The organism is Amycolatopsis orientalis DSM 43388, assembly GCF_000411975.1.
Taxonomy (GTDB): Bacteria; Actinomycetota; Actinomycetes; order Mycobacteriales; family Pseudonocardiaceae; genus Amycolatopsis; species Amycolatopsis orientalis_D.
Map to the genome: position 1 here is coordinate 27,048 of NZ_ASXG01000182.1, position 25,314 is coordinate 52,361.

General features: G+C 68.2%; 25 protein-coding genes and 1 tRNA gene. 13 read left to right on the top strand and 13 right to left on the bottom strand.

The annotated features are described in order from the left end of the window. Position 1: 1 nt before the first annotated feature. Positions 2-1,405: a hypothetical protein gene (locus L942_RS37410; protein ID WP_037369363.1), complete on the bottom strand. Its 1,404-nt coding sequence runs from the start codon at positions 1,403-1,405 to the stop codon at positions 2-4. A 159-nt stretch (positions 1,406-1,564) separates the two neighbouring features. Here L942_RS37410 and L942_RS37415 point away from each other — a divergent pair, with 159 nt between their 5' ends. Genes L942_RS37415 through L942_RS37435 form a run of 5 tightly spaced genes read left to right on the top strand, consistent with a single transcriptional unit; the run spans position 1,565 to position 5,166 of the window. Next, a complete protein-coding gene (locus L942_RS37415; protein ID WP_037369659.1) occupies positions 1,565-2,209 on the top strand; it encodes a glycosyltransferase family 2 protein in 645 nt (214 codons plus the stop codon). Further along, a complete protein-coding gene (locus L942_RS37420) occupies positions 2,206-2,877 on the top strand; it encodes a TIGR04282 family arsenosugar biosynthesis glycosyltransferase (protein ID WP_037369366.1) in 672 nt (223 codons plus the stop codon). Before L942_RS37415 ends, L942_RS37420 begins: the two co-directional genes overlap by 4 nt. Further along, entirely contained in the window at positions 2,874-3,503 is a 630-nt protein-coding gene (locus L942_RS37425; protein ID WP_037369368.1) for a class I SAM-dependent methyltransferase, read from the top strand. Before L942_RS37420 ends, L942_RS37425 begins: the two co-directional genes overlap by 4 nt. Beyond that, entirely contained in the window at positions 3,500-4,717 is a 1,218-nt protein-coding gene (locus L942_RS37430; protein ID WP_235079623.1) for a molybdopterin-dependent oxidoreductase, read from the top strand. The genes L942_RS37425 and L942_RS37430 overlap by 4 nt, the downstream gene beginning before the upstream one ends. After that, positions 4,714-5,166 (top strand): hypothetical protein, encoded by a 453-nt coding sequence (locus L942_RS37435; protein WP_037369369.1) that lies wholly within the window; start codon positions 4,714-4,716, stop codon positions 5,164-5,166. The genes L942_RS37430 and L942_RS37435 overlap by 4 nt, the downstream gene beginning before the upstream one ends. 295 nt (positions 5,167-5,461) lie before the next feature. Here the strand turns inward: L942_RS37435 and L942_RS37440 are convergent, their stop codons facing one another. The 7 genes from L942_RS37440 to L942_RS37470 form a co-directional block, all read right to left on the bottom strand. After that, complete coding sequence (locus L942_RS37440; protein ID WP_037369370.1) at positions 5,462-7,084, bottom strand: trypsin-like peptidase domain-containing protein; 1,623 nt, start codon at positions 7,082-7,084, stop codon at positions 5,462-5,464. Between the two features lie 80 nt (positions 7,085-7,164). After that, the gene (galT, locus tag L942_RS37445; protein ID WP_037369372.1) at positions 7,165-8,235 is read right to left on the bottom strand and encodes a galactose-1-phosphate uridylyltransferase; all 1,071 of its coding nucleotides are present in this window, start codon (positions 8,233-8,235) and stop codon (positions 7,165-7,167) included. Then, positions 8,232-9,032: a DeoR/GlpR family DNA-binding transcription regulator gene (locus L942_RS37450; RefSeq protein WP_106965189.1), complete on the bottom strand. Its 801-nt coding sequence runs from the start codon at positions 9,030-9,032 to the stop codon at positions 8,232-8,234. Before L942_RS37450 ends, galT begins: the two co-directional genes overlap by 4 nt. A gap of 119 nt (positions 9,033-9,151) precedes the next feature. Further along, complete coding sequence (locus tag L942_RS37455) at positions 9,152-10,591, bottom strand: sensor histidine kinase (RefSeq protein WP_037369376.1); 1,440 nt, start codon at positions 10,589-10,591, stop codon at positions 9,152-9,154. Further along, the gene (locus L942_RS37460) at positions 10,588-11,280 is read right to left on the bottom strand and encodes a response regulator transcription factor (RefSeq protein ID WP_009083592.1); all 693 of its coding nucleotides are present in this window, start codon (positions 11,278-11,280) and stop codon (positions 10,588-10,590) included. Before L942_RS37460 ends, L942_RS37455 begins: the two co-directional genes overlap by 4 nt. A 517-nt stretch (positions 11,281-11,797) precedes the next feature. Further along, positions 11,798-12,418 (bottom strand): trimeric intracellular cation channel family protein, encoded by a 621-nt coding sequence (locus L942_RS37465; RefSeq protein WP_037369379.1) that lies wholly within the window; start codon positions 12,416-12,418, stop codon positions 11,798-11,800. Between the two features lie 9 nt (positions 12,419-12,427). After that, positions 12,428-13,081 (bottom strand): response regulator, encoded by a 654-nt coding sequence (locus L942_RS37470; protein ID WP_009083595.1) that lies wholly within the window; start codon positions 13,079-13,081, stop codon positions 12,428-12,430. A gap of 253 nt (positions 13,082-13,334) precedes the next feature. Between L942_RS37470 and L942_RS45755 the strand changes: the two genes are divergently transcribed. From L942_RS45755 to L942_RS37475, 3 genes are all read left to right on the top strand, one after another. Beyond that, positions 13,335-13,793: an alpha/beta hydrolase gene (locus L942_RS45755; RefSeq protein WP_235079630.1), complete on the top strand. Its 459-nt coding sequence runs from the start codon at positions 13,335-13,337 to the stop codon at positions 13,791-13,793. Continuing rightward, positions 13,790-14,290 (top strand): hypothetical protein, encoded by a 501-nt coding sequence (locus L942_RS45760; protein WP_235079624.1) that lies wholly within the window; start codon positions 13,790-13,792, stop codon positions 14,288-14,290. The genes L942_RS45755 and L942_RS45760 overlap by 4 nt, the downstream gene beginning before the upstream one ends. Positions 14,291-14,765: 475 nt before the next feature. Further along, positions 14,766-15,101 (top strand): hypothetical protein, encoded by a 336-nt coding sequence (locus L942_RS37475; RefSeq protein WP_037369383.1) that lies wholly within the window; start codon positions 14,766-14,768, stop codon positions 15,099-15,101. 161 nt (positions 15,102-15,262) lie between these two features. Here L942_RS37475 and L942_RS37480 read toward each other — a convergent pair. Next, a tRNA-Arg gene (locus L942_RS37480) sits at positions 15,263-15,335 on the bottom strand. After that, the gene (locus L942_RS42395; protein WP_051166529.1) at positions 15,298-15,972 is read right to left on the bottom strand and encodes a TetR/AcrR family transcriptional regulator; all 675 of its coding nucleotides are present in this window, start codon (positions 15,970-15,972) and stop codon (positions 15,298-15,300) included. Before L942_RS42395 ends, L942_RS37480 begins: the two co-directional genes overlap by 38 nt. 70 nt (positions 15,973-16,042) lie before the next feature. Between L942_RS42395 and wzt the strand changes: the two genes are divergently transcribed. Further along, complete coding sequence (gene wzt / locus L942_RS37485; RefSeq protein WP_037369385.1) at positions 16,043-16,783, top strand: galactan export ABC transporter ATP-binding subunit Wzt/RfbE; 741 nt, start codon at positions 16,043-16,045, stop codon at positions 16,781-16,783. On the opposite strand, the gene L942_RS37490 is transcribed toward wzt, so the two are convergent. Continuing rightward, a complete protein-coding gene (locus L942_RS37490; protein WP_081655391.1) occupies positions 16,780-17,766 on the bottom strand; it encodes an Lrp/AsnC family transcriptional regulator in 987 nt (328 codons plus the stop codon). The genes wzt and L942_RS37490 overlap by 4 nt on opposite strands. A 68-nt stretch (positions 17,767-17,834) precedes the next feature. Between L942_RS37490 and L942_RS37495 the strand changes: the two genes are divergently transcribed. Continuing rightward, positions 17,835-19,184, top strand: coding sequence for an MFS transporter (locus L942_RS37495; protein ID WP_051166518.1), 1,350 nt, complete (start codon positions 17,835-17,837; stop codon positions 19,182-19,184). On the opposite strand, the gene L942_RS37500 is transcribed toward L942_RS37495, so the two are convergent. Both L942_RS37500 and L942_RS37505 read right to left on the bottom strand, forming a co-directional pair. Next, complete coding sequence (locus L942_RS37500; RefSeq protein WP_037369386.1) at positions 19,105-19,974, bottom strand: SDR family oxidoreductase; 870 nt, start codon at positions 19,972-19,974, stop codon at positions 19,105-19,107. The genes L942_RS37495 and L942_RS37500 overlap by 80 nt on opposite strands. Positions 19,975-20,044: 70 nt before the next feature. Continuing rightward, positions 20,045-20,545 carry a pyridoxamine 5'-phosphate oxidase family protein gene (locus L942_RS37505; protein ID WP_037369388.1) on the bottom strand — a complete coding sequence of 167 codons (501 nt, stop codon included), beginning with the start codon at positions 20,543-20,545 and terminating at the stop codon, positions 20,045-20,047. A gap of 372 nt (positions 20,546-20,917) precedes the next feature. On the opposite strand from L942_RS37505, the gene L942_RS37510 reads away from it, so the two are divergent. The 3 genes from L942_RS37510 to ftsW all read left to right on the top strand — a co-directional run bounded on the left by L942_RS37510 (position 20,918) and on the right by ftsW (position 25,305). Then, on the top strand, positions 20,918-22,537 hold the full coding sequence (locus L942_RS37510) for an NRAMP family divalent metal transporter (protein ID WP_037369672.1): 1,620 nt from the start codon (positions 20,918-20,920) through the stop codon (positions 22,535-22,537). An 85-nt stretch (positions 22,538-22,622) separates the two neighbouring features. Further along, positions 22,623-23,924, top strand: coding sequence for an LCP family protein (locus L942_RS37515; protein ID WP_051166519.1), 1,302 nt, complete (start codon positions 22,623-22,625; stop codon positions 23,922-23,924). A gap of 112 nt (positions 23,925-24,036) precedes the next feature. Continuing rightward, a complete protein-coding gene (gene ftsW / locus L942_RS37520) occupies positions 24,037-25,305 on the top strand; it encodes a putative lipid II flippase FtsW (RefSeq protein ID WP_037369679.1) in 1,269 nt (422 codons plus the stop codon). The last annotated feature ends 9 nt before the right edge of the window (positions 25,306-25,314 follow it).

The window sequence follows — 25,314 nt, forward strand, 5'->3', positions numbered from 1 at the left end:
CTCACCAGTTCGTCAGCAGCAGGTGGTTGACCGCGAGCGCGACCACCGCCTGTCCAGCCAGCCACCAGCGGCGGTGGCCCGCCGGAAGCAGCGCCGTGGCCGGGATCAGCCACGCGCCGAACGGTAGCCAGATCCGTTCTACCTCAGCCTTCGACAGGCCGGACGAATCAGCGAACACGATCGTGAGCAATGCCGCCGCCACGATCAGGAGCACCGGATCGCGCAGGATCGTCCGGCGGGAAGGCAAGAAGACCGCGGTAGCCACCCCTCGACGGGCCGCGGCGACCACTGCCGGCCCGCACGCGACGGCTACCGCGGCCAGGTCGGCCCACACCCAGTAGGAATACGGCCGCACCAGCGCGACGCCCTGGTAGTACCGCTCGACGACGAGGTGGTAGCCGTCGAGCCACCAGAAACCGGCGAGCGCGAACACGCCGACTACGGCCAATGCGCCGAGGACCGCGACGGCCGTGGCTCGCCATTGCCTGCCGAGCACGGCGACGGCCAACACCACCAAACCGAGCAGGACGAGGCCGTAGGAGAGGAAGATGCCGAATCCGAGGAGGATTCCGGACGCCAACGCGGTGGGCCAGGCGTAGCCACGGCGCTCTCGGAAGCCCGCCGATGCCAAGGCGAGCAGGGCGATGCCGGTGGCGGTCACGCCAGCGAAGAGGCCGTCCGCGGAAACGCCCAGCCACACCGCACCTGGGCTGAGCACGGCGAACGGGAGCGCGGCGCGGGCGGAGTCGGGACGGCCGAGCAGGGCGATCGTCGCTGGTACCGCGACGGCGACCAGTGCGGCAACCAGCACCACAGCGGTCGACGCCCAGGCTCCGCCGTGGAGGCCGAGCCGGTCGAGCCAGACGAAGACGAGGGTCGCGCCGGGCGGATGGCCGGACACGTGCGTGGTCCACGAGTTCGGCTGGAAATCGAGGATGCGCGAGGAGAACTCGCGGAGGAACCGCGGGATGTCCGTGATGCCGGGGACTTCGTGCAGGTACTCCTGCGGAGTGGTGAGGCGGCCGGTGAAGCCGCGCGTCCAGCCGTCGACCATGGCGAGCGAGAAGATCCAGGCGAGGGAAGCCAGGTAGCCTGCGGCCAGGGCGCGCCGCCAAGGCAGCCGGGCGGCAAGGGCCGGGCCGTAGAGAACGACACCGGCGGCGATAACGACGGCGAATACCGAGCCGGGGCCGACGTGCGGCAGCCAATGCGCGAACAGGGGCGGCGCGAACGCATAGATCACCACGCCCGAGCCCGGCCGGTTGTAGAACGCGCCAACCGCGGTCGCGGCGGCGATCACCACGAGGGTGACGCCGACCGTCACGAGGTCGGCGCGGAACCGGGGACGGACGGGAACCGGGGACGGCGGCTCGGCGAGCCGGGCAGCCTTCGTCGACTCGCTCATCGCCGGTCACGATAACCCCGTGAGCGGCCGTCCGGCGGGTTCGCGGCGAATCCGTGAGAAGTCGGTAAGATCTCGCTGGACGTCAGGATTTGGTAAGCAGCGCAAGGGTTCTGCACTGTCCTTTCCAGACTTACCGTACGCCTCGTGAACGAACTCGGAGTGGACGTCGTCCTCCCCTGCCTCGACGAGGCGGCCGCGTTGCCCGGCGTGCTCGCCAGCCTGCCGCCGGGGTATCGCGCGATCGCCGTGGACAACGGGTCGCGCGACGGCTCGCCTGACGTCGCGGCGGCGCACGGCGCGAAGGTCGTCGACGAGCCGCGGCGTGGTTACGGTGCCGCCGTCCACACCGGGCTGGAGATCGCGACCGCCGACATCGTCTGTTTCGCGGATGCCGACGGATCGCTCGATCTGGCCGAGTTGCCGCGCCTGGTCGCCGCGGTCGCGGAAGGCGCGGATCTCGCGGTCGGGCGACGGGTGCCGGTATCTCGAGCCGCCTGGCCATGGCACGCCAGAGCAGGCAATGCTGTCCTCTCGCTGCTCTTGCGGTCCCGCGGGTTGCCGGTGCGGGACATCGCTCCGCTGCGAGCGGTGCGTCGCCAGGAGTTGCTGGCTCTCGGCGTCGCCGACCGGGCGTTCGGCTATCCGCTTGAACTGCTGGTCAAGGCTCAGCGCGCGGGTTGGGTGGTCCGGGAGTTTGATGTCACCTACCGGGAACGGGCGCGGGGCACGAAATCGAAGGTGTCCGGTTCGGTGCGCGGCACGTTGCGGGCGGTGCGGGACTTCGGGCGGGTGTTGGCCCGATGACGTTCTGCCTGCTTGTGGTGGCGAAAGCCCCGGTGCCGGGGTTCGCGAAGACCCGGTTGTGCCCGCCCGCGACACCCGCACAGGCCGCCGAGATCGCCGCGTCCGCGCTGCTGGACACGCTGGACGCCGCGTTCGCCACCGAGGGCGCGATCATCGTGGTGGCGATGACGGGTGACCTCGCCGAGGCAGCGCGCGGTGCCGAAATCGGCCGAGCGTTGCGAAAAGCGACCGTGATCGCACAGCGGGGCTGGGATTTCGGTACCCGGTTGGCCAACGCGCACTCCGACACCGCCTCAGTTCATGCCGGATTGCCGGTGCTGCAGATCGGGATGGACACGCCACAGGTCTCCCCCGCATTGCTGGCATCGGCGATCAAGCCGGTCGCCGACGGGGCCAGCCACGCAGTGCTGGGAAACGCGGAAGACGGTGGCTGGTGGGGACTCGGGCTGGCGGAGCCGCGGCGCGCGCAAGTCCTCACGGGAGTGCCGATGTCGCGTCCGGACACCGGCTTGCGCACCCGAGCAGCGTTGGAGGGAGCGGGGCTACGGGTTGGCCAGCTGCCGACACTGTCTGATGTGGACACCATGGAGGACGCGCTGCGGGTGGCCACCATCCGGCCGGACAGCAGGTTCGCCGCGGCGGTCGACGCGGTGGGAGCGGTGGCGTGAAACTCGCGAATGGCCGCGAATTCGACCTCGGGCTGCTTGGCCATCAGTGCTGGCTGGAGCTTGCCAACGGGGACCGCATCGAGCTCCCAGTCGGTCGTTGGGCAGATGGTTGCGGCGCGGGCGACGCCGTGCTGCTGGACGCATGTGTCGGACCGACGCTCGATGTCGGATGCGGGCCAGGTCGGCTGACTGCCGCTCTGACGCGCCGAGGCGTGATGGCGCTCGGCGTGGACAGCTCGCCGGTCGCGGTGCAGCTGACTCGACGGCGCGGAGCGAGTGCGTTGCAGCGCAACGTTTTCGCTCGGTTACCCGGCGAGGGGCGATGGAATCATGTGTTGCTGGCTGACGGCAACATCGGGATCGGTGGCGATCCCGATGCGCTGCTGCGGCGCGTGCACGAACTGCTCACGCCGGACGGTGCCGTGCTCGTGGAACTGGAGGAACCGGGCCACGGCGTGCGTCGGGACCACGTCCGTCTGCGGCCGGACCCCGCTGGCGGACGGTGGTTCACCTGGGCCTGGGTCGGAGTCGATGCCATCGCGGAAATCGCGGTACGGACGGGTTTTCGAGTGGCGTGGACGACCAGCCGCGGGCGTCGCTGGTTCGCGAAGCTGGACCGGACATGAAACGCGGACGGCTGGCGGCCGCGTGGCACCGGCTCGACGATTGGGTCACCGCCGCGCAAGCCAGGATCGGTGAACGCGCCCGCGCCGTCGATCGGCGGGTTCCGAAGACGGAGCAGTTCAAGGGCGGCGCGCACGGTGAGCGCGTGACAGCCCGGGTCGGCAGCCTGCTCGGGTTCGCGTTCCTGATCTGCTTCGTCACCGGACTTTTGAGCCACTTGATCCAGCATCCGCCGGAGTGGTTCTTCTGGCCGAGCCGGCCGGTGTGGCTGTACCGGGTGACGCAGGGCGCGCACGTGCTGTCCGGAATCGCGGCGATTCCGTTGCTGCTGGCCAAACTGTGGAGTGTCTACCCGAAGCTGTTCGAGCGGCCGCTCGTGCGCTCGGTGCCGCACGCGGTGGAGCGGCTGTCGATCCTCGTTCTCTCCGGAGCGGCGTTTTTCGAGCTGAGTTCGGGATTGCTGAACGTCGCGCAGAACTACCCGTGGAACTTCTACTTCCCCCAGGTGCACTACGCGGTGGCGTGGGTGGCGATCGGGTCGGTCTTCGTGCACGTCGCGGTGAAACTCCCGGTGATCCGGCGAGCGCTGACGCGACAGCCCCGGCCCGCCCAGCCGCCCGGGCCGGGGCTGTCGCGCCGTGGATTCCTGGCCACCACGGGCATCGCGACCGGCGTAGCCGTGCTGGCGACGGCGGGAGCGACCGTGCCTGCGCTACGGAACATCTCCGGCCTGTCGTGGCGATCGGACAAGGGCACGCAGAAGTTGCCGGTCAACCGCACGGCGGTGGCGGCGCAGGTAACGCGGACCGCGCGGGATCCCGGATGGCGGCTGTCCGTGGTGACTCCGGCGGGGACACGGGAGTTCAGCCTGGCCGAGTTGCGGTCGTTGCCGCAGACCACGGTGGACTTGCCGATCGCGTGCGTCGAAGGCTGGAGCCAGATGGCGACGTGGCGCGGAATCTCCTTTGCCGATCTGCTGCGTGCGGCGGGCAGCTCGCCCGGCGTGGACGTGCGTGTGTCGTCGCTGGAGAAGACCGGTCTGTACGGCGTCAGCGTGCTGCCAGGCGAGCACACGGCCGACCCACTCACCTTGCTGGCGCTGGAACTGAACGGCGAGGTGCTGAACCTCGACCACGGCTATCCGTGCCGGGTGATCGCGCCCAGCCGGCCAGGCGTCTTGCAGACGAAGTGGGTCGCCAAGCTGGAGGTGTTGTGAAGACCGCGCGGATTCTGCTGGCGCTGCCCGGATTAGCGGCGTTGGCGTACGGGATCGTGCTGTTCCTCGACTACGCGGCACCGGCCTGGCCGGACAGCTTGCCGACCTTGCTGTGGATCGGCGGCGGTCCGATCGTCAACGACGCGGTGTTCGCTCCGGTCGCGGGTGTCGTAGGCCTGCTGCTCGCTCGGCTCCTGCCGCAGCCGTGGCGAGGGCCGGTTCAGGTTGGCGCGGTGTTGACCGCGGTGCTGGGCTTCGTGGCGTTCCCGCTGCTGTGGCGGGTTTACGGCGTGCCGCCGAAGCCCGGGCTGCACGACGGGAACGCGTGGCTGGGGCTGCTGGCGACGCTCGCGGTGGTGTGGAGCGCCGTCCTCGTCGTTTCAATGGTCCGGATTGTCCGGGTCCGGCATCGAGCGGCACGGAAAAATCGGCCGCGCGCACGTACTTGACCTGGGTTTTCTTCCGGTACCGGAATTTTCCCGCAGATTCGGCGTTTGGGACAGCGTGCGCGTGGGCACCTCACCGCACGCGGAGAGGCTCTCCGTGCCGAGTCGGAGGCGGCACGGAGAGCCTCTTCGTGTTTTCGTGCGCTAGCCGGTTTTTCGGGCGCTGGGCACCAAAAACGGCCACGCGCGACCGGCTCGGATGCTCCGGTCGCGCGCGGCCTGAAAAGGTTCGGCCCCACGCGCGGACAGGGGGGTCGAGCCATGGCTGGTCTCGGCCGCGGCATGGCGGCCGAGCGATCTAGTTGGCCGGCACTGGCTGCCCGCCGAGGGTGACCGGCACCGTGCGTCCGTCTGCCAGGGTGAACGTCACCTGGTCGTTCGGGGCGCGCGTGCGGATCGCGGCGACGAGCGTGTTGGCACTGTCGATGACACGGTTGTCGATCTTGGTCACCACGTCGCCGGACTTCAGGCCCGCCTTCTCCGCCGGGCTGCCCGGCGTGATGTCGCCGAGCTGCGCGCCGCCCTGCGGCGCGTCGGTGACCTTCGCGCCGATGAACGTCTGGGTCGCGTGCCCGGTCTTGATGATGTCCTGCGCGGTGCGGCGCGCCTGGTCGATCGGGATGGCGAAGCCGATGCCGACGTTGCCGCCCTCGGAGCCGCTGCCCTGGCCGCGGCTCGAATTCGGGCTGTAGATGGCCGAGTTGATGCCGATGACTTGGCCGCTCATGTTCGACAGCGGACCGCCCGAGTTGCCCGGGTTGATCGCGGCGTCGGTCTGGATCGCGTCCATCACCGTGGTCTGGTCGGTCTCGTCGCCGCCTGCCTGCACCGGGCGGTGCAGCGAGCTGACGATGCCCGAGGTGACCGTGCCGGTCAGCTCGTACGGCGAGCCGATGGCCACGACCTGCTGCCCGACCCGCAGGTCGTCGGACCGGCCCAGCTCGACCGGCGTGAGGCTCCCGACGCCGGACACCTTCACCACGGCGATGTCCGTGGTCGGGTCCCGGCCGACGACCTGCGCCGCGGCTTTCTTGCCGTCCTGGAACACGGCCTGGATCTGGCCGCCGTTCGCGGCGACCTGGACGACGTGGTTGTTGGTGAGGATGTAGCCGTCGCTGCTGATCACGAAACCGGAGCCCTCGCCCGCCGCGGTCCGGCCGGACACCTGCAGCTCGACCACGCTCGGCGACAGTTTCTGCGCCACCGATTCGACCGAGCCGGCGGGCACGTTGCCGGTCTGCTGCGCGGGTTTCGGCGCGTCGAGCGCGCTCACCGACGAACCGGACCCGCCGGTGAGGTACCCGACGGTCCCGCCCGCGACGCCGCCGATCACGAGCGAGATGGCGGCGACGCCCGCGAGGAGTTTGCCTGCCGAACCCTTCTTCTCGCGCTGCGCGGGGACGCCGTAAACCGAGGTTCCCGGTGCGCCGTAAGGGTTGGCCGGGCCTCCAGCGGGCGGAGTGTGGGTGCCGCCGGGGTACTGGCTGCCGTACGGCTGTCCCGCGGACTGCTGCTGAGCGCCGGGGATCGGACCGGTCTGCGGCGCGCCAGCGTGCGAAGCGGCTGCGCCTTGGGCCGACCACGGGTTCGGCGTGCCTCCAGCCGGCATCGCCCCGTACGTCGGAGAGGCACCGTACTGACCCGCTGGCGCTCCGTACGCGCCAGAAGCGTCGCCAGCCCCCGTACCGGAGCCGGATGTGCCTGCCGAGCCCTCAGCGGCCGTACCGTACGCGGCAGTCGAACCAGTCGCGCTGGGAGCCGACTGTCCCGCGTCGCCGCCGGTCGAGCCGGCGGAAGAGGGTTCGTCCGGCTGAGCCGGAGTCTGCTGCTGCCAGGCCGCCTGGCCTTCGGCGCCCGGCTGGGCACCCGGGTCCTGGCGACCCGCCGCGGAGTCGGGCACGTGGGGGTCTTTCTCGGTCATGTCCTCACCTAAGCGGCTGGGCCTGAGAGGTTCCTGAGTCGAACCTGTGTTTCCTAGATGAAGTATGCCGTGAATCGCGGTCAGCCCGCCGAACGAAGCCGCTCCGCGATCTGCTCCGGGGTCGCGTCGTTGATCCAGACCGCCATCCCCGACTCGGATCCGGCCAGGTATTTCAGCTTGTCCTTGGCCCGCAGCACGGAGAACAGCTCCAGGTGCAGCCACGACAGGTCCCGGTCCCGGCGCACCGGCGCCTGCTGCCAGCCCGCGATGTAGGGCAGCGGCCGGTCGTACAGCGCGTCGCACCGGCGCAGCACGTCCAGGTACACGCGGGAAAAGTCGTCGCGTTCGGCGTCGGTGAGCGACGGCAGGTCCGGTACCTGCCGGTGCGACACGATCTGGACGTGCACCGGCCAGCGCGCAGCCGGCGGCACGAACGCCGTCCAGTGCTCTCCGGCGGCGATCACGCGCTCGCCCGATTTCTGTTCCGCGGCCAGCACGTCGCCGAGCACCGACCCGCCATGTTCGCGCGCGACCGCCAGCATTCGCTCAGTCTTCGGCGTGACGAATGGGTAGCCGTAGATCTGCCCGTGCGGATGCGAGAGCGTGACGCCGATTTCCTCGCCGCGGTTCTCGAACGGGAAGACCTGTTCCACGCCAGGCGTCTGCGCGAGCGCGGCGGTGCGGTCGGCCCACGCGTCGACGACGAGGCGCACCTGCTCCGGGGTCAGCTGGGAGAACGCGCCGTCGTGGTCGCTCGTGAAGCACACGACCTCGCAGCGGCCGAGCCCCGGTGCGGTCGGCACCAGGCCCAATCCGTCCACTGTGGACGGCTCGCCCGTAGCCTGCTGCGAGAACGACGGGAACCGGTTCTCGAACACGACCACGTCGTAGTCGGCTTCGGGGATTTCGCTCGGCTTGCCCGGCCGGGTCGGGCAGAGCGGGCAGAGGTCGGCCGGAGGCTTGTACGTGCGCGTCTGGCGGTGCGCTGCCATCGCGACCCACTCGCCGGTCAGCGGGTCGCGGCGGATCTCCGAGGCCGCCGCGACCGGCGGCAGGTCCCGGGTGTCCGCGGCGAGCCGTTCGCCGGTGTCGGCGTGGTCGAAGTAGATGATCTCCCGGCCGTCAGCCAGGTGCCGCACAGTGCGTTTCACGCTTCTTCTGCCTCGAGGTTCTCCGCCGTTTCGGCGATCATGAGTTCTCCGACCCGCTCCGCGAGTTCTTCGCGCGCGCGGTCGTCCAGTCCGTCGTCGGTCACCACGACCTGTGCTTCCTCCAGGTCCGCGATCGTGGAAATGCCGACCGTGCCCCACTTCGTGTGGTCGGCGAGCACCACGAGCCGCCGTCCGGCCTCCACCAGCGCGCGGTCGGTTTCGCTTTCGGTGAGGTTCGGGGTGGTGAACCCGGGCCCCACCGCCATTCCGTGCACGCCGAGGAACACCAGGTCGAGGTGCAGCGTCCGCAGGCTCTGCACGGCGACCGGGCCGACCAGCGCGTCCGACGGGGTGCGCACGCCGCCGGTGAGGACCACGGTGCGGTCCGGCTGCCCGGCGTTGCGCAGCACGTCGGCGACCTGGATCGAGTTGGTGACGATGGTGAGGCCCTCGATGCCGTCGAGCGCGTGCGCGAGCGTCCAGGTGGTGGTTCCCGCGGACAGGCCGATCGCGGTGCCCGGTTTGACGAGCGTGGCCGCCAGTTCGGCGATGGCTTCCTTCTGCGCGCGCTGGCGTACCGATTTCGCCTCGAACCCCGGTTCGTCGGTGCTCTTGCCGACCAGCGACGTCGCGCCGCCGTAAACCTTCTCGACCAGCCCGCGGCCCGCGAGCACGTCGAGGTCGCGGCGGACCGTCATGTCGGAAACGCCGAGCCTCGCGACGAGGTCACTGACCCGGACCGCACCGGTCCGGCGTGCTTCCTCGAGGATCACCGCCTGTCGCTGCCGCGCGAGCACCGCCACTCCCCAAGCACACCCATTAACTACACAAAATCCTACACGATTCAACATCAAGGGTGCGCGACGTGCGGATCGATCGTCCCCCTGCTGGGCGACAGCCAAGCGTGGCGGGCGGCTCAGGCGACGGGCGCCCCGGGTAGCCGGATGGTGAGCAGCGCCCCGCCCTCCGGGGCCCGGTTGGCGTAAACCGTGCCGCCGTGCCGTTCGGCGGCGTGCTTCACGATCGCCAGTCCGAGGCCGGACCCGGGCAGGGTGCGCGCCTCCGACGAGCGGTAGAAACGGTCGAACACCTTGGGCAGGTCTTCCTCGGCGATGCCCGGACCAGAGTCCGCGACCTCGACCACCGCGGTGCCGTCGCCCAGCGGACGCAGCGTGACCCGCACCCGCGAACCCTGCGGCGAAAACTTCACCGCGTTGTCCAGCAGGTTCAGCACCGCGCGTTCGAGCGAGCTGTTGTCACCAGTGAGCACCCACGGCTGCAGCGAGACCTCGAACTCGATCTCGCCCGCCCGGCGGCGCGCCCGGTCGAGCGCGCGCTCGACCACGTCCATCAGGTCGACGCGTTCGGCCTGCTCGCGCGGTTCGTCCTGGCGCGCCAGCTCCACCAGGTCGCCGATGAGCTGGGTGAGTTCGTCGAGCTGGCCGCGGATGTCGGCCTCGATGTCGGCGCGGTCCTCGTCCGGCAACGACGGTGCGCCCGGCCGGCTGGCCGACAGCAGCAATTCCAGGTTGGTGCGCATGGAAGTCAGCGGGGTGCGCAGCTCGTGTCCAGCGTCAGCGACCAGCTGCCGCTGCCGTTCCTGCGAGTCCGCGACCGTGCCGAGCATGATGTTGAAGCTGTGCGTGAGCCGGGCGAGTTCGTCATCGCCGCTCACCGGGATTGGCCGCAAGTCACCGGTCGCGGCCACGCGTTCGGCAGCCGAGGTCAGCCGGTCGACCGGACGCAAACCGGCGCGCGCGACCGCCGTGCCCGCGCCCGCGGCCACCACGATCCCGGCACCGCCGACCAGGAACAGCACCACGGACAGCTGGTTCAGCGCCCGCATCGTCGGCGCCATCGACTGAGCCAGCACGATCGCCTGCCCGTGCCCGAGCGGGACCGCGACCACTCGCATGCCAGTGGCCGCGTCGGTGCGCAGCGACTGTGGCAGCACACCAGTCGCGACGCGCATCTCGGACGGACCCACCGGCGGCCGCGTACCCGGCTGCGGATAGATCAAGTCACCGGTCAGGCCGTTGAGCTGGCCGATCTGCAGGTCGGCGCTGGCCAGCAAGGCACCCGGCACCTCGCGCAACTGGTCGGTGGGCACCTGCGGCGAGTTCGCCGCAGCTTGTGCTCGGGCGAGCAGGTTGTCATCGAGCTGGGTGAGGAGATTGTTGCGCACCACCAGGTACGCGCACAGGGACACCAGCGCCACCGCACCCGCCACACACGCGGCGGCCAGCAGCGTGACGCGGCCGCGCAGCGAGAATCGGCGGGTGCTCCACCGGGTGCCCCGCGGATCGGGGACCTCCCCCGACGGCGCGGCCGGTTCGCCTGCCGGATGCTCGGTCACGGCGGGGTCTCGCGCAGGACGTACCCCACTCCACGCACCGTGTGGATCAGCCTCGGTTCGCCCTCCGCTTCCGTCTTGCGGCGCAAATAGCCGACGTAGACCTCCAGCGCGTTGCCCGACGTCGGGAAGTCGTAACCCCATACTTCCTCCAGGATCCTTCCGCGGGTCAGCACGTGCTTGGGGTACGAGAGGAACAGCTCGAGCAGCGCGAACTCGGTGCGGGTGAGACTGATCTCGCGACCGCCGCGGCGGACTTCGCGAGTGCCCGGGTCGAGCGTGAGGTCGGCGAACGACAGCACCTCCGACGTCTCGCCCTGCTGAGCGTCCGGCGCGGCACGGCGCAACAGGGCGCGCAGCCGGGCGAGCAGTTCCTCCAGGGCGAACGGCTTGGGCAGGTAGTCGTCGGCACCGGCGTCGAGGCCGGAGACCCGGTCGGAGACGGTGTCCCGGGCGGTCAGCACGAGAATGGGCAGGTCATCGCCAGTGCTGCGAAGCCGGCGGGCCACTTCGAGCCCGTCGAGCCGCGGCATCATCACGTCGAGCACCATCGCGTCCGGCCGGTTGGCGAGAATCGTCTCCAATGCCTGCGCACCATCGCTCGCGAGCTCCACGGTGTACCCGTTGAACTCCAAAGACCGCCTGAGCGATTCACGGACGGCACGGTCGTCGTCCACTACGAGGATGCGCATGCCGCCAGTCTTACGCAGAGTGCTGAGACCCGCCTAAGAACACACGCAGAACACACAAAGAGCATCTCCCCGGAGTGCGGCGCGTAACAGGCGGGGCGACGGTCGCGACCATCAGCTGGACTTGAGGGGGAGGAGCGCTGATGGCCAATCGGAAACGGCTCGGTCCCGGGTGGCTGGCTGGTATTTGTGTACTTGGCGTCATTGGGTTGATCGGCAACGCGTGCGGCAGCAAGGACGCCGGGCCTTCTGCGCCCGCCTCCGGGACAGCCCCGCTCACGACGCCTTCCTACAGCCCTGCCCCGGTGTACGAACCACCTACAACCTCATCGGACACGCCCGCTTCGACGCCGACGTTCTCGCCGCCTTCAGACGACCCGGTCGATACCGGGACTGGGTCTGGCGTCACCGACGCGCCGCTGCCCGACGACTCAGACGGCCACGTGCATGTACCGCACATTCCGCACCCGCATGTGCGTACGTGCGTCGGTGGGAAGCACGTCCATATCTGCGGCTGACGTCACAACGGGCGCTCTTCCGGCGGCCGCGCGACCGGAGCGTTCCAGTGGCGCCAGAGCGCGAGCACGCGGATCGCGACCACCACCACCGCGGAGACGGTCGTTACCGCGCCGGCCGGGAGGTTCAGCGCGTGCCCTGCCCAAACGCAGACCGCGCCGGTCAGCGCGGCCATTGCGTAGATCTCCTTGCGCAGCACGAGAGGGATTTCCCGCAGCAGCAGGTCGCGGAGTGCACCGCCGCCGATGCCGCTGGTCATGCCGATCAGGCAGGCGGCGTACCCGGTCGCGCCCGCGTTGAGTGCCAGCGTCGTCCCGGCCGTGGCGAACACGCCGAGTCCGACCGCGTCCGCGAGGAGCACCGCGTGCCGCAGCCGGGCGACCTGCGGGTGGAAGGCGAACACGACCAGCGCCGTCGCCGCGCAAACGGCCAGGTACGGCCAGTTGCGGAGGGACGTCGGCGGGTGGATGCCGAGGAGCACGTCGCGGATGATGCCGCCGCCGAGCGCCGTGGTCAGCCCGACCACGACGACTCCGAACACGTCCAGCCGCGCCCGGACCGCGGCCAGCGCCCCGGACGCAGCGAACGCCACCAGCCCGAGGAACTCGAGCGCGGTCAGCAGCATCTGCTGGTTCTACTGGTCGAGAAGCCCGCCGCGGTAGGCCAGGAGCGCGGCCTGCACCCGGTTGGCCGCGCCGATCTTCGAAAGCACCGCCGAGACGTATCCCTTGACCGTCGCCTCGGACAGGTGAAGCCGCCCGCCGATCTCGGCGTTCGACAGCCCCTGCCCGATCAGCGCGACGACCTCGCGTTCGCGTTCGGACAGCGAGGCCAGGAGCTTGCGCGCCGGCTGCGCGGCCCGCTGCTCGTCGCGGTGGCTCTGCACCATCCGCACGGCCACGCCCGGGTCGAGGACAGCACCGCCCTTGGCCAGGTCGCGCACGGCCCGCAGCAGCGCCGCCGGGTCGATGTCCTTCAGCAGGAAGCCGTTGGCGCCGAGCCGCAGCGCGAGGCTGACGTACTCGTCGATGTCGAAGGTGGTGAGCATGGCGACGGTCGGCGGATCGGGCAGCGCGAGAATGGCCCGAAGCGCGCGAATGCCGTCGTCAGGGGCGCGCATCTTGATGTCGAGCAGCGCGACGTCGGGGTGATAGCGACGGGCGACCTCGACCGCCGATCTGCCGTCGCTTGCCTCGCCCACGATCTCGATGTCCGACGCCCCGGACATCATGGCGCGCAGCCCCGACCGAACTAGTTCCTCGTCGTCGGCGAACATGAGCTTGATCAACGAAGCCCTCCGGCAGACCGTGGGTTGGAGGCGGCTCCCCGCACCCGTTACGGAAGATTACCTACTGTTGTTCATGGTTTCGAAACCAGACACGACCAGGTGACGCGGCTGGTCCACCGGAGCGGCCGGGAACAGCAGTCGACCTGGTTGCTGGTCACCCACTTGAGTGAGTTCTTCGGGTGGGGACCGCCGAGTTGCGTAACCGATCCAGAAGGGCTGATCCGAAGAGATCCTTACCAGCTTCCAGGACGGCCTGCGCGCAAGCCACGAAGGCAGCCCCTCCGCCAACACCCTCCTCGGCCACAGCTACGGGACCACCCTCGTCGGCCACGCCGCCAGCAGCACCCACCTGCCCGTCGACAACATCGTCCTCGTCGCCAGCCCCGGCGTCGGCGTCGACCACGCCGCACAGCTGAACATCCCGCCTGACCACGTCTACTCCACCACCGCCGAACACGACCTGATCAACATCACCAACTTCCCCCGCGGCATCACCGGAAGCGGAGACTGGCTCGACCCCTCGACCCCTCGGCCCCGACCCCACCGACCCCGAATTCGGCGGAAAGACATTCAGCTCCAACCCCGGAACCGAAGGCCCGTGGCACAAATTCGGCCTCAGCAGCGAGGCACACAGCCAATACTGGGACCGAGGCAACCAAGCCCTGACCTCAATGGGTCAGATCATCGCCGGGAAGCAGCCGAACCGACATGAGCCTTCGCACCATCGCCGCGACAGCCATCGTCGCATGCTTGACGCTCGCACTTGCCGGATGCGGAAAGGAAACCGATTCCGGAATGAAGAACACCATCACGAGCCAAGAGGCAAACCAGCGGCTGGACGCTTACATCCAGCAAGCGAAGTCAGCGCTTTCAATCTCTCTGGAACTCACGGGGAGAGACACCGATCAGCCCTGCGACGACCCCACCGACAACGGACCGAAGGGGCGATTGATCGCGGGACGGAGCTATAAGCTGACCGGCACAAACAAAAACTCGACCGCATCATACTTCGCAAAGCTCAAAACATGGTCAACGGAAAACAATTTTCATATTCTAACAGAGAAGCATAACCCGGAATACCTCTGGATCGAGAAGCGGGACGACGGATTCCGCTTGGCCTTGCAATCAAATGATCTAGGCGAAATCTACCTGGACGGTTCTTCGCCGTGCGTCTGGCGCAACGGCACGCCCGAACCGCAGCAGGAGTAGCGCGGGTGCCGAGCACCGGCCCAGAAGTGGCCGCACTGGCCAAGGAAGGCTAATAGCAGGATTCGAGACAGGCGAGCAGTCGTTGACCTCGGCTGTCACGCTAACTACAGTCGAACACGCGAGCGAGCAGTCGACGAAGGCGGCACGGCCCCGGATGCCGATCAGGCGGCACCGCCGCAACAACCGGACCGGTTCGGTGTGGACAATCACGTGGTACCACCACCCGCCCGACATGGTTGCGGCAGTGCCGTCGCCCGCTGACGTCCACGCACGTTGGATCTCGGAACCATCCTGACCGGAGTTTTCACGCTCACCGGCGCCCTCGAGTGCATATGGCTGACTCAGCGCAACGTGGAGCGTGAGGTACGTCGAAGTCGAGCCGAGGCCGGGCGCGATGCTCAGCGGCGCGTGCTCGCAGAGCTATTGGTTACTGGCCACAAGAAAGACGTAGCAGTACGAGTTGGCGCTGCCAATCATGTACAAGGCCCAAGAGCGCGGAAGTCTCGGCGAATTCGCAGAATCTGAGCTGGGGACGGAGCTAGCGAAGGTCAACGCCGAGTTCTCGCGTGCGCTCGTAGAGGCAAGCTCGTTGGTCGGCGACGGACCACCTGTCGACGCCCTCCTCAACGTGCGAAGTCTCGACCTTCGTCATCCCGATAGCGCGGTCGGACCCGCGATCGACACGAAGAAAGGTTTCGACGTCGAGCCGCACGAGAAGATCATCGAGGGCCTGCCGCGGGTCGCGGCAGAAGGTGAGGCCGCGCGTGCGCTGCTGCAGCGCGTGCTCGGCGACCTCACCGCCATCGGCTAGCTCCGGCTACTGAACCTTGGGCCGGAATCCGTGTACGTCATGCACTGGGAGTTACCGCGAAGCGCCCGAACCGTCACGCGGTGAATTCTGACAGTTTCTGCCCCTTGGTCTTCCCCAGCTCGAACTTCCTTGATCGAAATAGGCTCTGACCTGCGAGAGTGTGCCCCCGGCAGGATTCGAACCTGCGACACCGGCTTTAGGAGAGCCGTGCTCTATCCCCTGAGCTACGAGGGCAGTCGCGTGCTGCGGGCTCCATCCTAGCGGGGGCCGCGGCGGGGGAAGTCAGGTACGCCAGTGCCAGGTCCGCCGCTTCCTCCGACCACTTCTTCCATGAGCGGTCGTCGGGCCAGAATCGGCAGGTCGCGGCGCGGTGGATGCACGCGCCGATGATCGTTCTGGCGGCCATCTTCACTCGGTCGGTCTCGGCCGGAGAAGGCGACAGCGCTTCCAGCAGCGCGGCTTGGATCGCGGACAACGCGGCCAGGCCACGGTCTCGGCCGTCGGAGCGTTGGGCGTCCAGGAGTTCCGGGAAGATTCTGTCGTGGTTCTCGAAGGTGCCGGCCAGAGCTGCCACGAAGGCAGTGAAGGCCGAGCGTAGATCAGGGGGCGCGGAGCGCAGGGCGTCTCGGACGTTTGCCTCCAGCTGGGTCAGCAGGCGGTCCTTGACGGCGTGCAGCAGTTGGTCCTTCCCGTCGAAGCGGCGGTAGATCGTGCCGACTGACATGCCCGCTTGGGAAGCCACCGCGGCGACGGTGAACGACTCCAGGCCCTGCTCGGCGAGGACGTGTTCGGCGGCGGTCAGGAGTTTCTGCAGCGCGACGCGGCTGCGCGCTTGTTGTGGCGGGCGGAAGCCCTCGCTCGGCTGGCTCACCGGAGCACCTTAGCCTGGCCAGCTCCCCTATGCGAATGGTAATTTACATTCACATACAGGGGAGGGGCCAATGGTCAGCATCGAGGTGCGCAACGCCTACGTCGACTTTCCGATCTTCGACGCCAAGACTCGGTCGTTGAAGAAGCGCGTGCTCGGGAAGGTCGGCGGGAGGATCGCCAGCGGGGCGCGGGTGCCGGTGATCGAGGCCTTGCGGGACGTGTCGTTCCGGCTCGAGGAGGGCGATCGGGTCGGGCTGGTGGGGCACAACGGGGCCGGGAAGTCCACGTTGCTGCGGTTGTTGTCCGGGATTTACGAGCCGACGCGCGGGAGCCGGAGAGTGCGGGGGCGGGTCGCGCCGGTGTTCGATTTGGGGGTGGGCCTGGATCCGGAGGTGTCCGGGCGCGAGAACATCCTGATCCAGGGGCTGTTCCTCGGGATGAGCCGGCGGCAGATGGCCAAGCGCGTCGAGGACATCGCGGAGTTCACCGAGCTCGGCGACTATCTCGAGCTGCCGCTGCGCACCTACTCGGCCGGGATGCGGGTGCGGCTCGCGCTCGGGGTGGTGACCACGATCGATCCCGAGATTCTGTTGCTCGACGAGGGGCTCGGCGCGGTCGACGCGGCGTTCCTCGCCAAGGCGCGCGAACGGCTCAAGGACCTGGTGAAGCGGTCCGGCATTCTGGTGTTCGCGAATCATTCCGACGAACTGCTCGGTGAGTTGTGCGACACCGCATTGTGGATGGACGAGGGCCAGGTTCGGCAGCACGGGGCATTGTCCGAAATCCTTACTGCGTACAAGCCCGCCGCTTAGAGCGGGAGCAGCGATCCGCTCCGCTTCACCGTGCGGACGACCGGGGCCGTTTCCATTTGCTGGATTCCGTCAAGTGATCCGACGCGTTCGGTGAGATATTCGTACAGGTGCGTCGCGTTGCGACAGGCGATGGCGGCGACCAGGTTCGTCGGGCCGGTAGTGACAGCGGCGAATTGCACTTCTTCGTGTGCTGCCAAGGCACTTGCGACCGACGTGACCGCAGACGGGCGCACGGTCATCCACAGTCGTGCTTCCGAGCAAAAGCCGAGAGCGCGCAGGGAAAGGTCCAGTTGGTACGACAGGACTCCCGTTTGGCGCAGGGTTTCGATTCGGCGTTTCACGGTCGATTCGGAAAGGCCGGACGCGGCGGACAGTTCGCCATAGCTGGCGCGGCCGTCGTCGGCCAAAACGTGCATTAAACGACGGTCGGCTTCATCGAAGGTGGCTTCTCCGATTGGGTTTACCGGGACGCGCAGGGCGGCGATCTGCTGGGCAGATAGCGCCGACCAGCTGCCCAAGCGCGTGAATCCGTGCAGCATTTGGTGTGCGGACACGGACGTGATCCGGCTGCTCCGCGGGAGTTTGTCCAGCATCAGCACGTCAGGTTCGTCCACTAAGGACGACTGGGTGGTGCACGCGATTTCGGTCCCACCGGAGAGCAAATGGACCCAAAAGGTGTCGGGCCGCTTGGCTAGCGCCGCTGCGATCGGGATGCCGGACGCGGGCGCGCAGGAGAACCGGACGGTCCACAGGGCATAGCCGAGCTTCGCGCTCGCGACGGCGCCGACGACTCGGAGCACCCCGGCTTGGCGCAGCCGTCGGTAGCGCCGGCCGACGGTGTTCTCCGAAACGCCGAGGACGTCGGCGATGCGCGCGAAAGGGGCGCGGCCATCGAGATCTAGGGCATGGATCAGCTGATGGTCCACGACGTCCAGCGTGACGGGTTTCATCACTTCACGGTAGCTGATGACGGGATCTGTCATTGGCGGCCAGTTTGCTTGAGGTGTTCCCGACCGGCCCGAACACTCGGCGACGAGAGAAAGGGACTGTGATGCGCAAATGGGGGCCGTTGGCGGCGATCTGCCTCGGGTCGTTCATGTTGATCCTCGACACCACCGTGGTGACGGTGGCGTTGCCGGAGATGGCGCGCGGGCTGGGAGCCTCGCTGACCAGTCTGCAATGGGTGGTCAACAGCTACACGTTAGTGCTCGCCGTGCTGGCGCTGAGCGCCGGAGCGATCGGCGACCTCGTCGGACAGCGCAGGGTGTTCGTCGGCTCGGTCGCGTTGTTCGCCGTGGCGTCGCTGGGCGGTGCGCTCGCGCCCACTATCGGCGTGTTGATTGGTGCGCGGGCGGTGCAAGGAATTGGCGGCGCGGCGATGATGGTCGCTGCGATGTCATTGCTGGGAGCCAACTACGCAGGCAAAGAGCGTGGCAGCGCATTCGGGACATGGACGGCGGTGCTCGGTGGCGCCGGGGCCGCGGGGCCATTTCTTGGCGGAGTTTTGACGCAATGGGCCGGCTGGCAGGCGATCTTCTTCCTCAATCTCCCGCTGAGCGGGCTGACGTTGCTCCTGACCCGCAAGTACCTGGTCGAAGCGCCGAGAAGGCCGGCAGGCACACGGATCGATGTCGGCGGGATGCTGGCTTTCGGGATGAGTTCCGGCGCGTTGATCTACGGGCTGATTCAGCCGGACGGCAGCCTTCCGGTGTTCCTTCTCGCCATCGTCGCGCTTGTCGTTTTCGTTGTGGTGGAACGACGAGCGGAGCACCCGATGGTCGATCTCGCGTTGTTCCGCCGGGCAGCTTTCGTGACGGTACTGATCGTGGTCGTCGCGAGCTCATCCGTCTTCGCCTGCCTCATTTACGCGTCGATCTGGCTGCAATCGGTGCGGCACCTCAGCCCCACCGCGGCAGGGCTGGCGCTGATTCCGTTGGCGGCCACGTCGTTTGCCGCCTCGATGCTGATCGGCAAGCGGCTGCACGCCACCGGCATCGTTCTCGCCCTCGGGGCGCTGCTGGCGGCAGCGGGTTGCGGACTGGAGTGGATGCTGCTCGACCGCGACTCGACTTGGCTCAGCCTGCTGCCCGGATTGATCGTGACCGGTGCCGGAATGGGGATTGCCGGGCCAGCAACCAGTACCGCGATCCTCAGCGCGGTTCCGCCGGATCGCGCGGGGATGGCGTCCGGTGCCATGGCCACGTTCCGGCAGCTCGGCCAAACGCTCGGCGTCGCCGTGCTCGGGCTGGTTTACGCCAACACCGCGGAACTCGGCGACGTCTTCCTGGCCACCGCCGGGCTCAGTCTCGGCGCCGCAGTGCTCAGCGGACTGGTGCTTGTTCGAAACAATGCCGGTGCGCCGTCGCGAACTCGCGGAAGCTCCGGGGCCGCTGCCCGGTGACGTCCTCGACCGTGGACGTCACCGTTTCCGCCCCGCCGTCGAGGTACGTATTGCACACCTCGACCAGCGCTTTGGCGTGGAACGAGGACATTCCTGCCTCGGCGAGCGCGGAAAGCGCTTGCTCGTTGGACATTCCGCGGTACGCGATCGGACGGTCGAGCACTTCGGACAACACTGCCGCGGCCTCGTCGTATGTCAGCGCGTCAGGGCCGGTGAGCGCGTATGCCTTGCCTTCGTGCCCGTCCTCAGTCAGTGCGCGAAACGCCACGCGGGCAACGTCTTCCGCGTCCACGAAGGCGATCGGGCCGCGGATCAGCGGGCTGGCGAAGAAATTCCCCGAACTAATGGTGCCCGCCCAGTTTCCGGAGAAGGCCTGGAGATAGAAGTTCGCGCGGAGAAAAGTCCAGGACAGCGGCGAGGTTTCCAGCATCCGCTCGACCGGACGGTGCAGCCGCGCGATCGGGGTGAGTTCCTCGTCCGCCCGCCACAGCGACTGTTTCACCACGTGCGAGACCCCGGCGGACACGGCAGCTTCGACCACATTGGACTCGTTGCCGGTCTGTCCGGGGCTCATCGCGCCCAGCAGGAACACCTTCGACACTCCGGCCAGCGCGGATTCCAGCGTGGCCGGATCGGACATTTCCACGGTGACCGCGTCGATTCCGTCCGCTGCGGCCCGCCGTGCCTTCTCCGCGGAATGGTATGCGGCCCGGAACGACACCTCGGCCGCCCGCAACTGTTTGACCAGCGCCGATCCCACGTTGCCGCTCGCACCCGTCACCAGGATCATGCGCTCCGCCTTCGCGCGTCGATGCCACCAGACGAGCGAGTGTAGTGGATCAGCGGATTTTCGAAGCCGGTTACGCACTCGCCGCTTGCGCCCGGCGCCGCGCCAGCTCCTCGACCGCCGACGGCAGCGTCGTCTCGAAGTCGATGAGCTTCGCCCAGGTCGGGGTGACCACGATGCGGACCATGCCGTCGACGTACAGCGAGCGGATTTCGGCCTCCCATTCGACGCGCTGTTCGGGCGTCATCTCGTAGGAACCGTTCATTTCGAGGTACTCGTCCGGGATTCCGTCCACATAGTCGAGTTCGGCGCGGCCGCGCAGAAGCAGGATCTTCGGCGGGTGCGATTCGGTGTCGATGGTCAGCGCGACCATCGGGTTCGCCCGCAGCGCCGGCAGCTTCGGAGCGTTCTTGGTGGTGCACAGGACGATCTCGGTGCCGTTCCAGCTGAACGCGATCGGGACGCTGCGCGGCGTGCCGTCCTTCGCGACGTAGGCCAGCCGGGCGATGTCGCGCTCGAGCAGTTCGCGGCTGTACGGACGGTTCAGGACCTCGGCGACTTCCTGCGGTTCCATGACGCTCTCCTTCTCGGTCTGCGGCCTCGTGGTCGGCCAGGTGCTGCGGGGACGGAGCCGGGACGGCGTTCTCGACATTACCTCGACAGTGACCTGAGTCACATTGATGGCTACAACACTTGTACAAGCGCTTGACAGTTATCCGGAGGATGGCGTTGAGTGCTTCAGGAGCCGGAAAATCGGGGAGGTGAGGGCGATGCGCGACTCGAGCCCAGGGCGAAGTACGCCCTCGGACCCTGACTTGTCCCCTTCTTCCGGTATCCCCGGCTGATCCGCTTCCCCGCCCGTCCGGTCCGCACCGGACGGGTCTTCGGGATGCGCGGAACCCGGGTGCCCCGATCGGCCCGCCCGCGGCCGAAGGGAGTGTTCGTCATGACCACCGACTCCACCGTCCAGATCGACCGGCGCACCACCGCGGTCCTCGACGATCAGCACGTCGGCGACATCCGCGGCGCGCTCGGCACCATCAAAGCGGGCGATTCCGCGCCGCGGACCGGACTGAGCGCCAAGCTCAAGACCCTGCTCGCGATCGTCGGGCCGGGGTTGATCGTGCTGGTCGGCGACAACGACGCCGGCGCGTTCGCCACCTATGGCCAGGCCGGGCAGAACTACGGCCCGAAGCTGCTGTGGACCCTGCTGCTTCTGGTCCCGGTGCTGTACGTGAACCAGGAAATGGTGCTCCGCCTCGGTGCGGTCACCGGCGTCGGGCACGCCCGGTTGATCCTCGAACGCTTCGGCAAGTTCTGGGGCGCGTTCTCGGTGCTCGACCTGTTCTTGCTCAACGCGTTGACGCTGGTCACCGAGTTCATCGGCATCACGATGGCGACCCGCTGTCTCGGGCTGCCGACGGTTCCGTCGGTCGTGCTGGCCGCGGCAGTGATCGTCGCCGCCGCGTTCACCGGCAGCTTCCGGCGGTTCGAGCGGATCGCGATCTTCTTCTGCCTCGGGTCGCTGACGCTGATCCCGGTGTACGTGTTCGCGCACCCGGCGCCGAAGAAAATGCTCGGCGGGCTGGTGCCGACGATGCCGGCCGGACCCGGCGGGACGGCGGAACTGATGCTGCTGATCATCGCGATCGTCGGAACCACCGTCGCGCCGTGGCAGTTGTTCTTCCAGCAGTCTTACGTGATCGACAAGCGCATCACGCCGCGGTTCATGCGCTACGAGAAGGCGGATCTGTGGATCGGTTTGGTCGTGGTGATGGTTGGCGCGGCCGCGATCATGGGAATCGCGGCGACCGCCTTCGCCGGCACCGGCACCCCGTTCTCCGACACAGCCGCGGTCACGAACGGCATTGAGGCTTACGCGGGGCGCACGGCGGGCGCGCTGTTCGCAGTTGCACTGCTGGACGCGTCGATCGTCGGGGCCTTCGCAGTGTCGCTGTCGAGTGCGTACGCGATCGGTGACGTCTTCGGGATGAAGCACTCGCTGCATCGCGGGGCACGGCACGCGAAAGGCTTCTACGCGGTGTACGCCGGTCTCGTCGCGCTGTCGGCCACCATCGTGCTCATTCCGGGCTCGCCGCTGGGCCTGCTCACCACCGGAGTGCAGACGCTGGCCGGAGTGCTGCTGCCGTCGGCGACAGTGTTCCTCTTGCTGCTGTGCAACGACAAGGCAGTGCTCGGGCCGTGGGTCAACGGACGGCGCACCAATCTGTTCACCTCAGTGGTCGTCGGAGTGCTGGTGGTGCTGTCGGTGATCCTCACCGCGGCGGTGCTGTTCCCGGACCTCAGCGCGGACCAGATCTTCCTGATCATGGCGGTCAGCGGCGGAATCGGCGTGCTGACCGCCGGGTACGCACTGCTTCGCCGCCGCAGCCCCGCGCCGATCGATCGCACCGGACGCGCGGAGTGGAGGATGCCGCCGCTGCGGTACCTGCCGCCGCCGGAGATGTCGACCGGGCGCAAGATCGGGCTCACCGCGCTGCGCACGTATCTGTTCTTGGCGATGGCCCTCGTCGTCATGAAACTCGTCCACCTGGCTCTGGGTTAACTCTGCGTGAGCTTCATTCTCAGCTTGTACACAGCGAGTGTGCAGAACAGTAGGCAACCATGACGCCCCGGCACCGGAAGGCCCGATGACCGACCCTCGCGACAGACGCGTCGCCGCATCCCGAGGCGCGGCGGCACGCGGCGTCGCCGCCCGTGCCGCCGCCCGGCGACGGCGGATCACCGGCCGGGTCGCCCTGGCTCTCGCGGCCGCGCTGACCCTCGGGCTGACCGGCTACGGCTGGGCCGCCTACCACGGCATGGTGTCCGGGCTGCAGGTTTCCGACGTGCTCGACGGGCAGTCGACCTCCAGCGGCGGCGACACGAACATCCTCATCATGGGCCTCGATTCGCGGCTCGACGAGAACGGCAACCCGCTGCCGAAGGACATCTACAACTCGCTGCACGCGGGGGATCAGCAGGACGGCGGCTACAACGCCAATGTGCTGATGCTGCTGCACGTCCCCGGCGACGGCAGCAAGGCGACGTCCATCTCGATCCCGCGCGACGACTACGTTCCGCTGGCCGGCTGCCCGGACAACGTGTGCCAGGGCAAGATCAAACAAGCCTACGGGCTGGCGTTCGACGAAAAGGCCAAGCAGCTGATCGCGCAGAACGTCACCGGCAAATCCGAGCGCGAGCAGCAAGCCCGGGACGCGGGCCGCCGGGCGGAAATCGACACCGTGCGGAAGTTCCTCGGCGAGGTCCCGATCGATCATTTCGTCGAGGTCACCCTCGTGGCGTTCTTCGAGATCGCCCAGGTCGTCCAGCCGATCACGGTGTGCCTCAACGAGGACACCCAGGACAGCTACTCGGGGGCGAACTTCCACGCCGGGCAGCAGGAGATCAGCGCGGAGCAGGCCGTCGAATTCGTTCGCCAGCGCCGCGACAACGTGCATCCCGCGCTCAATTTCACCGACCTCGATCGGGAACGCCGGCAGCAGGCATTCATCGCTTCGCTGGCCTATCAGCTCAAACAGGGCGGGACGTTCACGAATCCGGCGAAACTCCAAGGAATTCTGGACGTCGCGAAACAGAACACCGCGGTCGACAGTTCGCTGGACCTGTTCGCGCTCGCGAAGCAGGCGTCGAGCCTGACCGGCGGGAACGTCAGCTTCGTGACCCTCCCGGTCGATCATTTCGGCAAGAGCCCGTCCGGCGAAGACGTCAACTTCGTCAATACCGGGCAGATCCAGACCCTGGTCGCGCAACTGCTCAGCGGCGGCCCGACGCCGAGCCCAGCCGCCTACGCGACGCCGACCGCCGAACCGACGCACAAGCACCGCAGCAGCAGCACCAGCAGCGAGCCGAGCACCACCTCGGCCGCGCCCGCGGCGCCGCAAGCGCCCCCGCCGATGTTGAGCGGAGGCGGAATCCCTTGTGTGAAGTAACTTCCGCGCGGGAAACCCGCGCGCCGCAATGTCCTATCAGGACGGTTAGGGCATAATCGGCTTGGCGCGTTCCTTTCCCGCGCCGGAAATATCGGTGGACGGCGGTGCGCGAGTGGCTACGACACGGAACAGACGAGGCCGGGTCCCGGTCGCGATCGTCGGCTGGCTCTCCCGGCCGCTGGCGTCGTTCCACCTCGTGCTCGCGTTGTGCGGTCTGCTCACGCTGCTCGGCGTCATCATGGTGCTGTCGGCGTCTTCGGCGCAGCCGGGCGGCGTGTACAGCACGTTCCAGAAGCACATCGTCTTCGTCCTGATCGGCCTGGTCGCGTTGTGGGCCGGGTTGCGGGTTCCGTTGCGGCGGATCCGGTCTCTGTCGCCGATGCTGATGCTCGTCACGCTGGGGCTGCTCGCGCTGGTGCTCACCCCGCTCGGCGCGAAGGTGAACGGCGCGCAGCGGTGGTTCGCGCTCGGTCCGCTGACGCTGCAGCCGGTCGAGCTCGCGAAGGTCGCGTTGACCTTGTGGGGCGCGCACATTCTCGTGGTGAAAGCCCGGCTGCTGCACCATTGGCGGCATCTGCTGGTGCCGCTGGTGCCGGTCGCGCTGCTGATGTTCGCGCTGGTGATGGCGCAGCCGAACCTCAGCGGGACGATCTCGCTCGGCATCGTGCTGCTGGCACTGCTGTGGTTCTCCGGCGCGCCGGGACGGCTGTTCGGCGCGCTGCTGGCCGGCGGCGTGGCCGGGTTCGTGGTGCTGGCGCTGGTCGCGGACTACCGGCTCGCGCGCGTGCTGTCGTTCCTCTCCCCCGACGCGGACACGTCCGGGGCCGGATACCAGGCGGTGCAGGCGCAGTACGCGCTCGCCGAGGGCGGGTTGTTCGGCGTCGGGCTCGGACAGGGCGCGTCGAAGTGGAAGTACCTGCCGAACGTGCAGAACGACTTCATTTTCGCGCTCATCGGCGAGGAACTCGGCTTCCTCGGCTGCGCGGTGGTGCTGCTGCTGTTCGGCGGGCTCGCCCTGGTCGGCCTGCGGATCGCGACGCGCAACCTCGACCCGTGGATCCGCGTCGTCGCCGCGACGATCACCGTGCTGCTGGTGGCGCAGGCGGCGGTCAACATCGGGTACGTCGTGAACGCGCTGCCGGTCACCGGGGTGACGCTGCCGCTGGTGTCGTACGGCGGGACGTCGCTGATCGTGACGATGTTCCTGTTCGGCGTGCTCGCCAGCTGTGCCCGGCACGAACCCGCGGCGGTGGCGGATCTGAACCACCTCGGGCCGGGGAAGATCGGGCGAATCCTGCGCTTGCCGGTGCCGGAGCCTTACCGGCCGGTTCGCACGCCGACGAAGACGACTCGCGTACGGCGACCGGTGCGGCCTCGCTGACCCTGATCG

Bases quoted from the DNA above. Each gene is read 5' to 3' on its own strand.
- L942_RS37410 (WP_037369363.1), bottom strand. From the start codon at position 1,405: ATGAGCGAGTCGACGAAGGCTGCCCGGCTCGCCGAGCCGCCGTCCCCG.
- L942_RS37420 (WP_037369366.1), top strand. From the start codon at position 2,206: ATGACGTTCTGCCTGCTTGTGGTGGCGAAAGCCCCGGTGCCGGGGTTC.
- L942_RS37430 (WP_235079623.1), top strand. From the start codon at position 3,500: ATGAAACGCGGACGGCTGGCGGCCGCGTGGCACCGGCTCGACGATTGG.
- L942_RS37440 (WP_037369370.1), bottom strand. From the start codon at position 7,084: ATGACCGAGAAAGACCCCCACGTGCCCGACTCCGCGGCGGGTCGCCAG.
- L942_RS37460 (WP_009083592.1), bottom strand. From the start codon at position 11,280: ATGCGCATCCTCGTAGTGGACGACGACCGTGCCGTCCGTGAATCGCTC.
- L942_RS37465 (WP_037369379.1), bottom strand. From the start codon at position 12,418: ATGCTGCTGACCGCGCTCGAGTTCCTCGGGCTGGTGGCGTTCGCTGCG.
- L942_RS45760 (WP_235079624.1), top strand. From the start codon at position 13,790: ATGAGCCTTCGCACCATCGCCGCGACAGCCATCGTCGCATGCTTGACG.
- L942_RS37475 (WP_037369383.1), top strand. From the start codon at position 14,766: ATGTACAAGGCCCAAGAGCGCGGAAGTCTCGGCGAATTCGCAGAATCT.
- wzt (WP_037369385.1), top strand. From the start codon at position 16,043: ATGGTCAGCATCGAGGTGCGCAACGCCTACGTCGACTTTCCGATCTTC.
- L942_RS37490 (WP_081655391.1), bottom strand. From the start codon at position 17,766: ATGACAGATCCCGTCATCAGCTACCGTGAAGTGATGAAACCCGTCACG.
- L942_RS37495 (WP_051166518.1), top strand. From the start codon at position 17,835: ATGCGCAAATGGGGGCCGTTGGCGGCGATCTGCCTCGGGTCGTTCATG.
- L942_RS37500 (WP_037369386.1), bottom strand. From the start codon at position 19,974: ATGATCCTGGTGACGGGTGCGAGCGGCAACGTGGGATCGGCGCTGGTC.
- L942_RS37505 (WP_037369388.1), bottom strand. From the start codon at position 20,545: ATGGAACCGCAGGAAGTCGCCGAGGTCCTGAACCGTCCGTACAGCCGC.
- L942_RS37510 (WP_037369672.1), top strand. From the start codon at position 20,918: ATGACCACCGACTCCACCGTCCAGATCGACCGGCGCACCACCGCGGTC.
- L942_RS37515 (WP_051166519.1), top strand. From the start codon at position 22,623: ATGACCGACCCTCGCGACAGACGCGTCGCCGCATCCCGAGGCGCGGCG.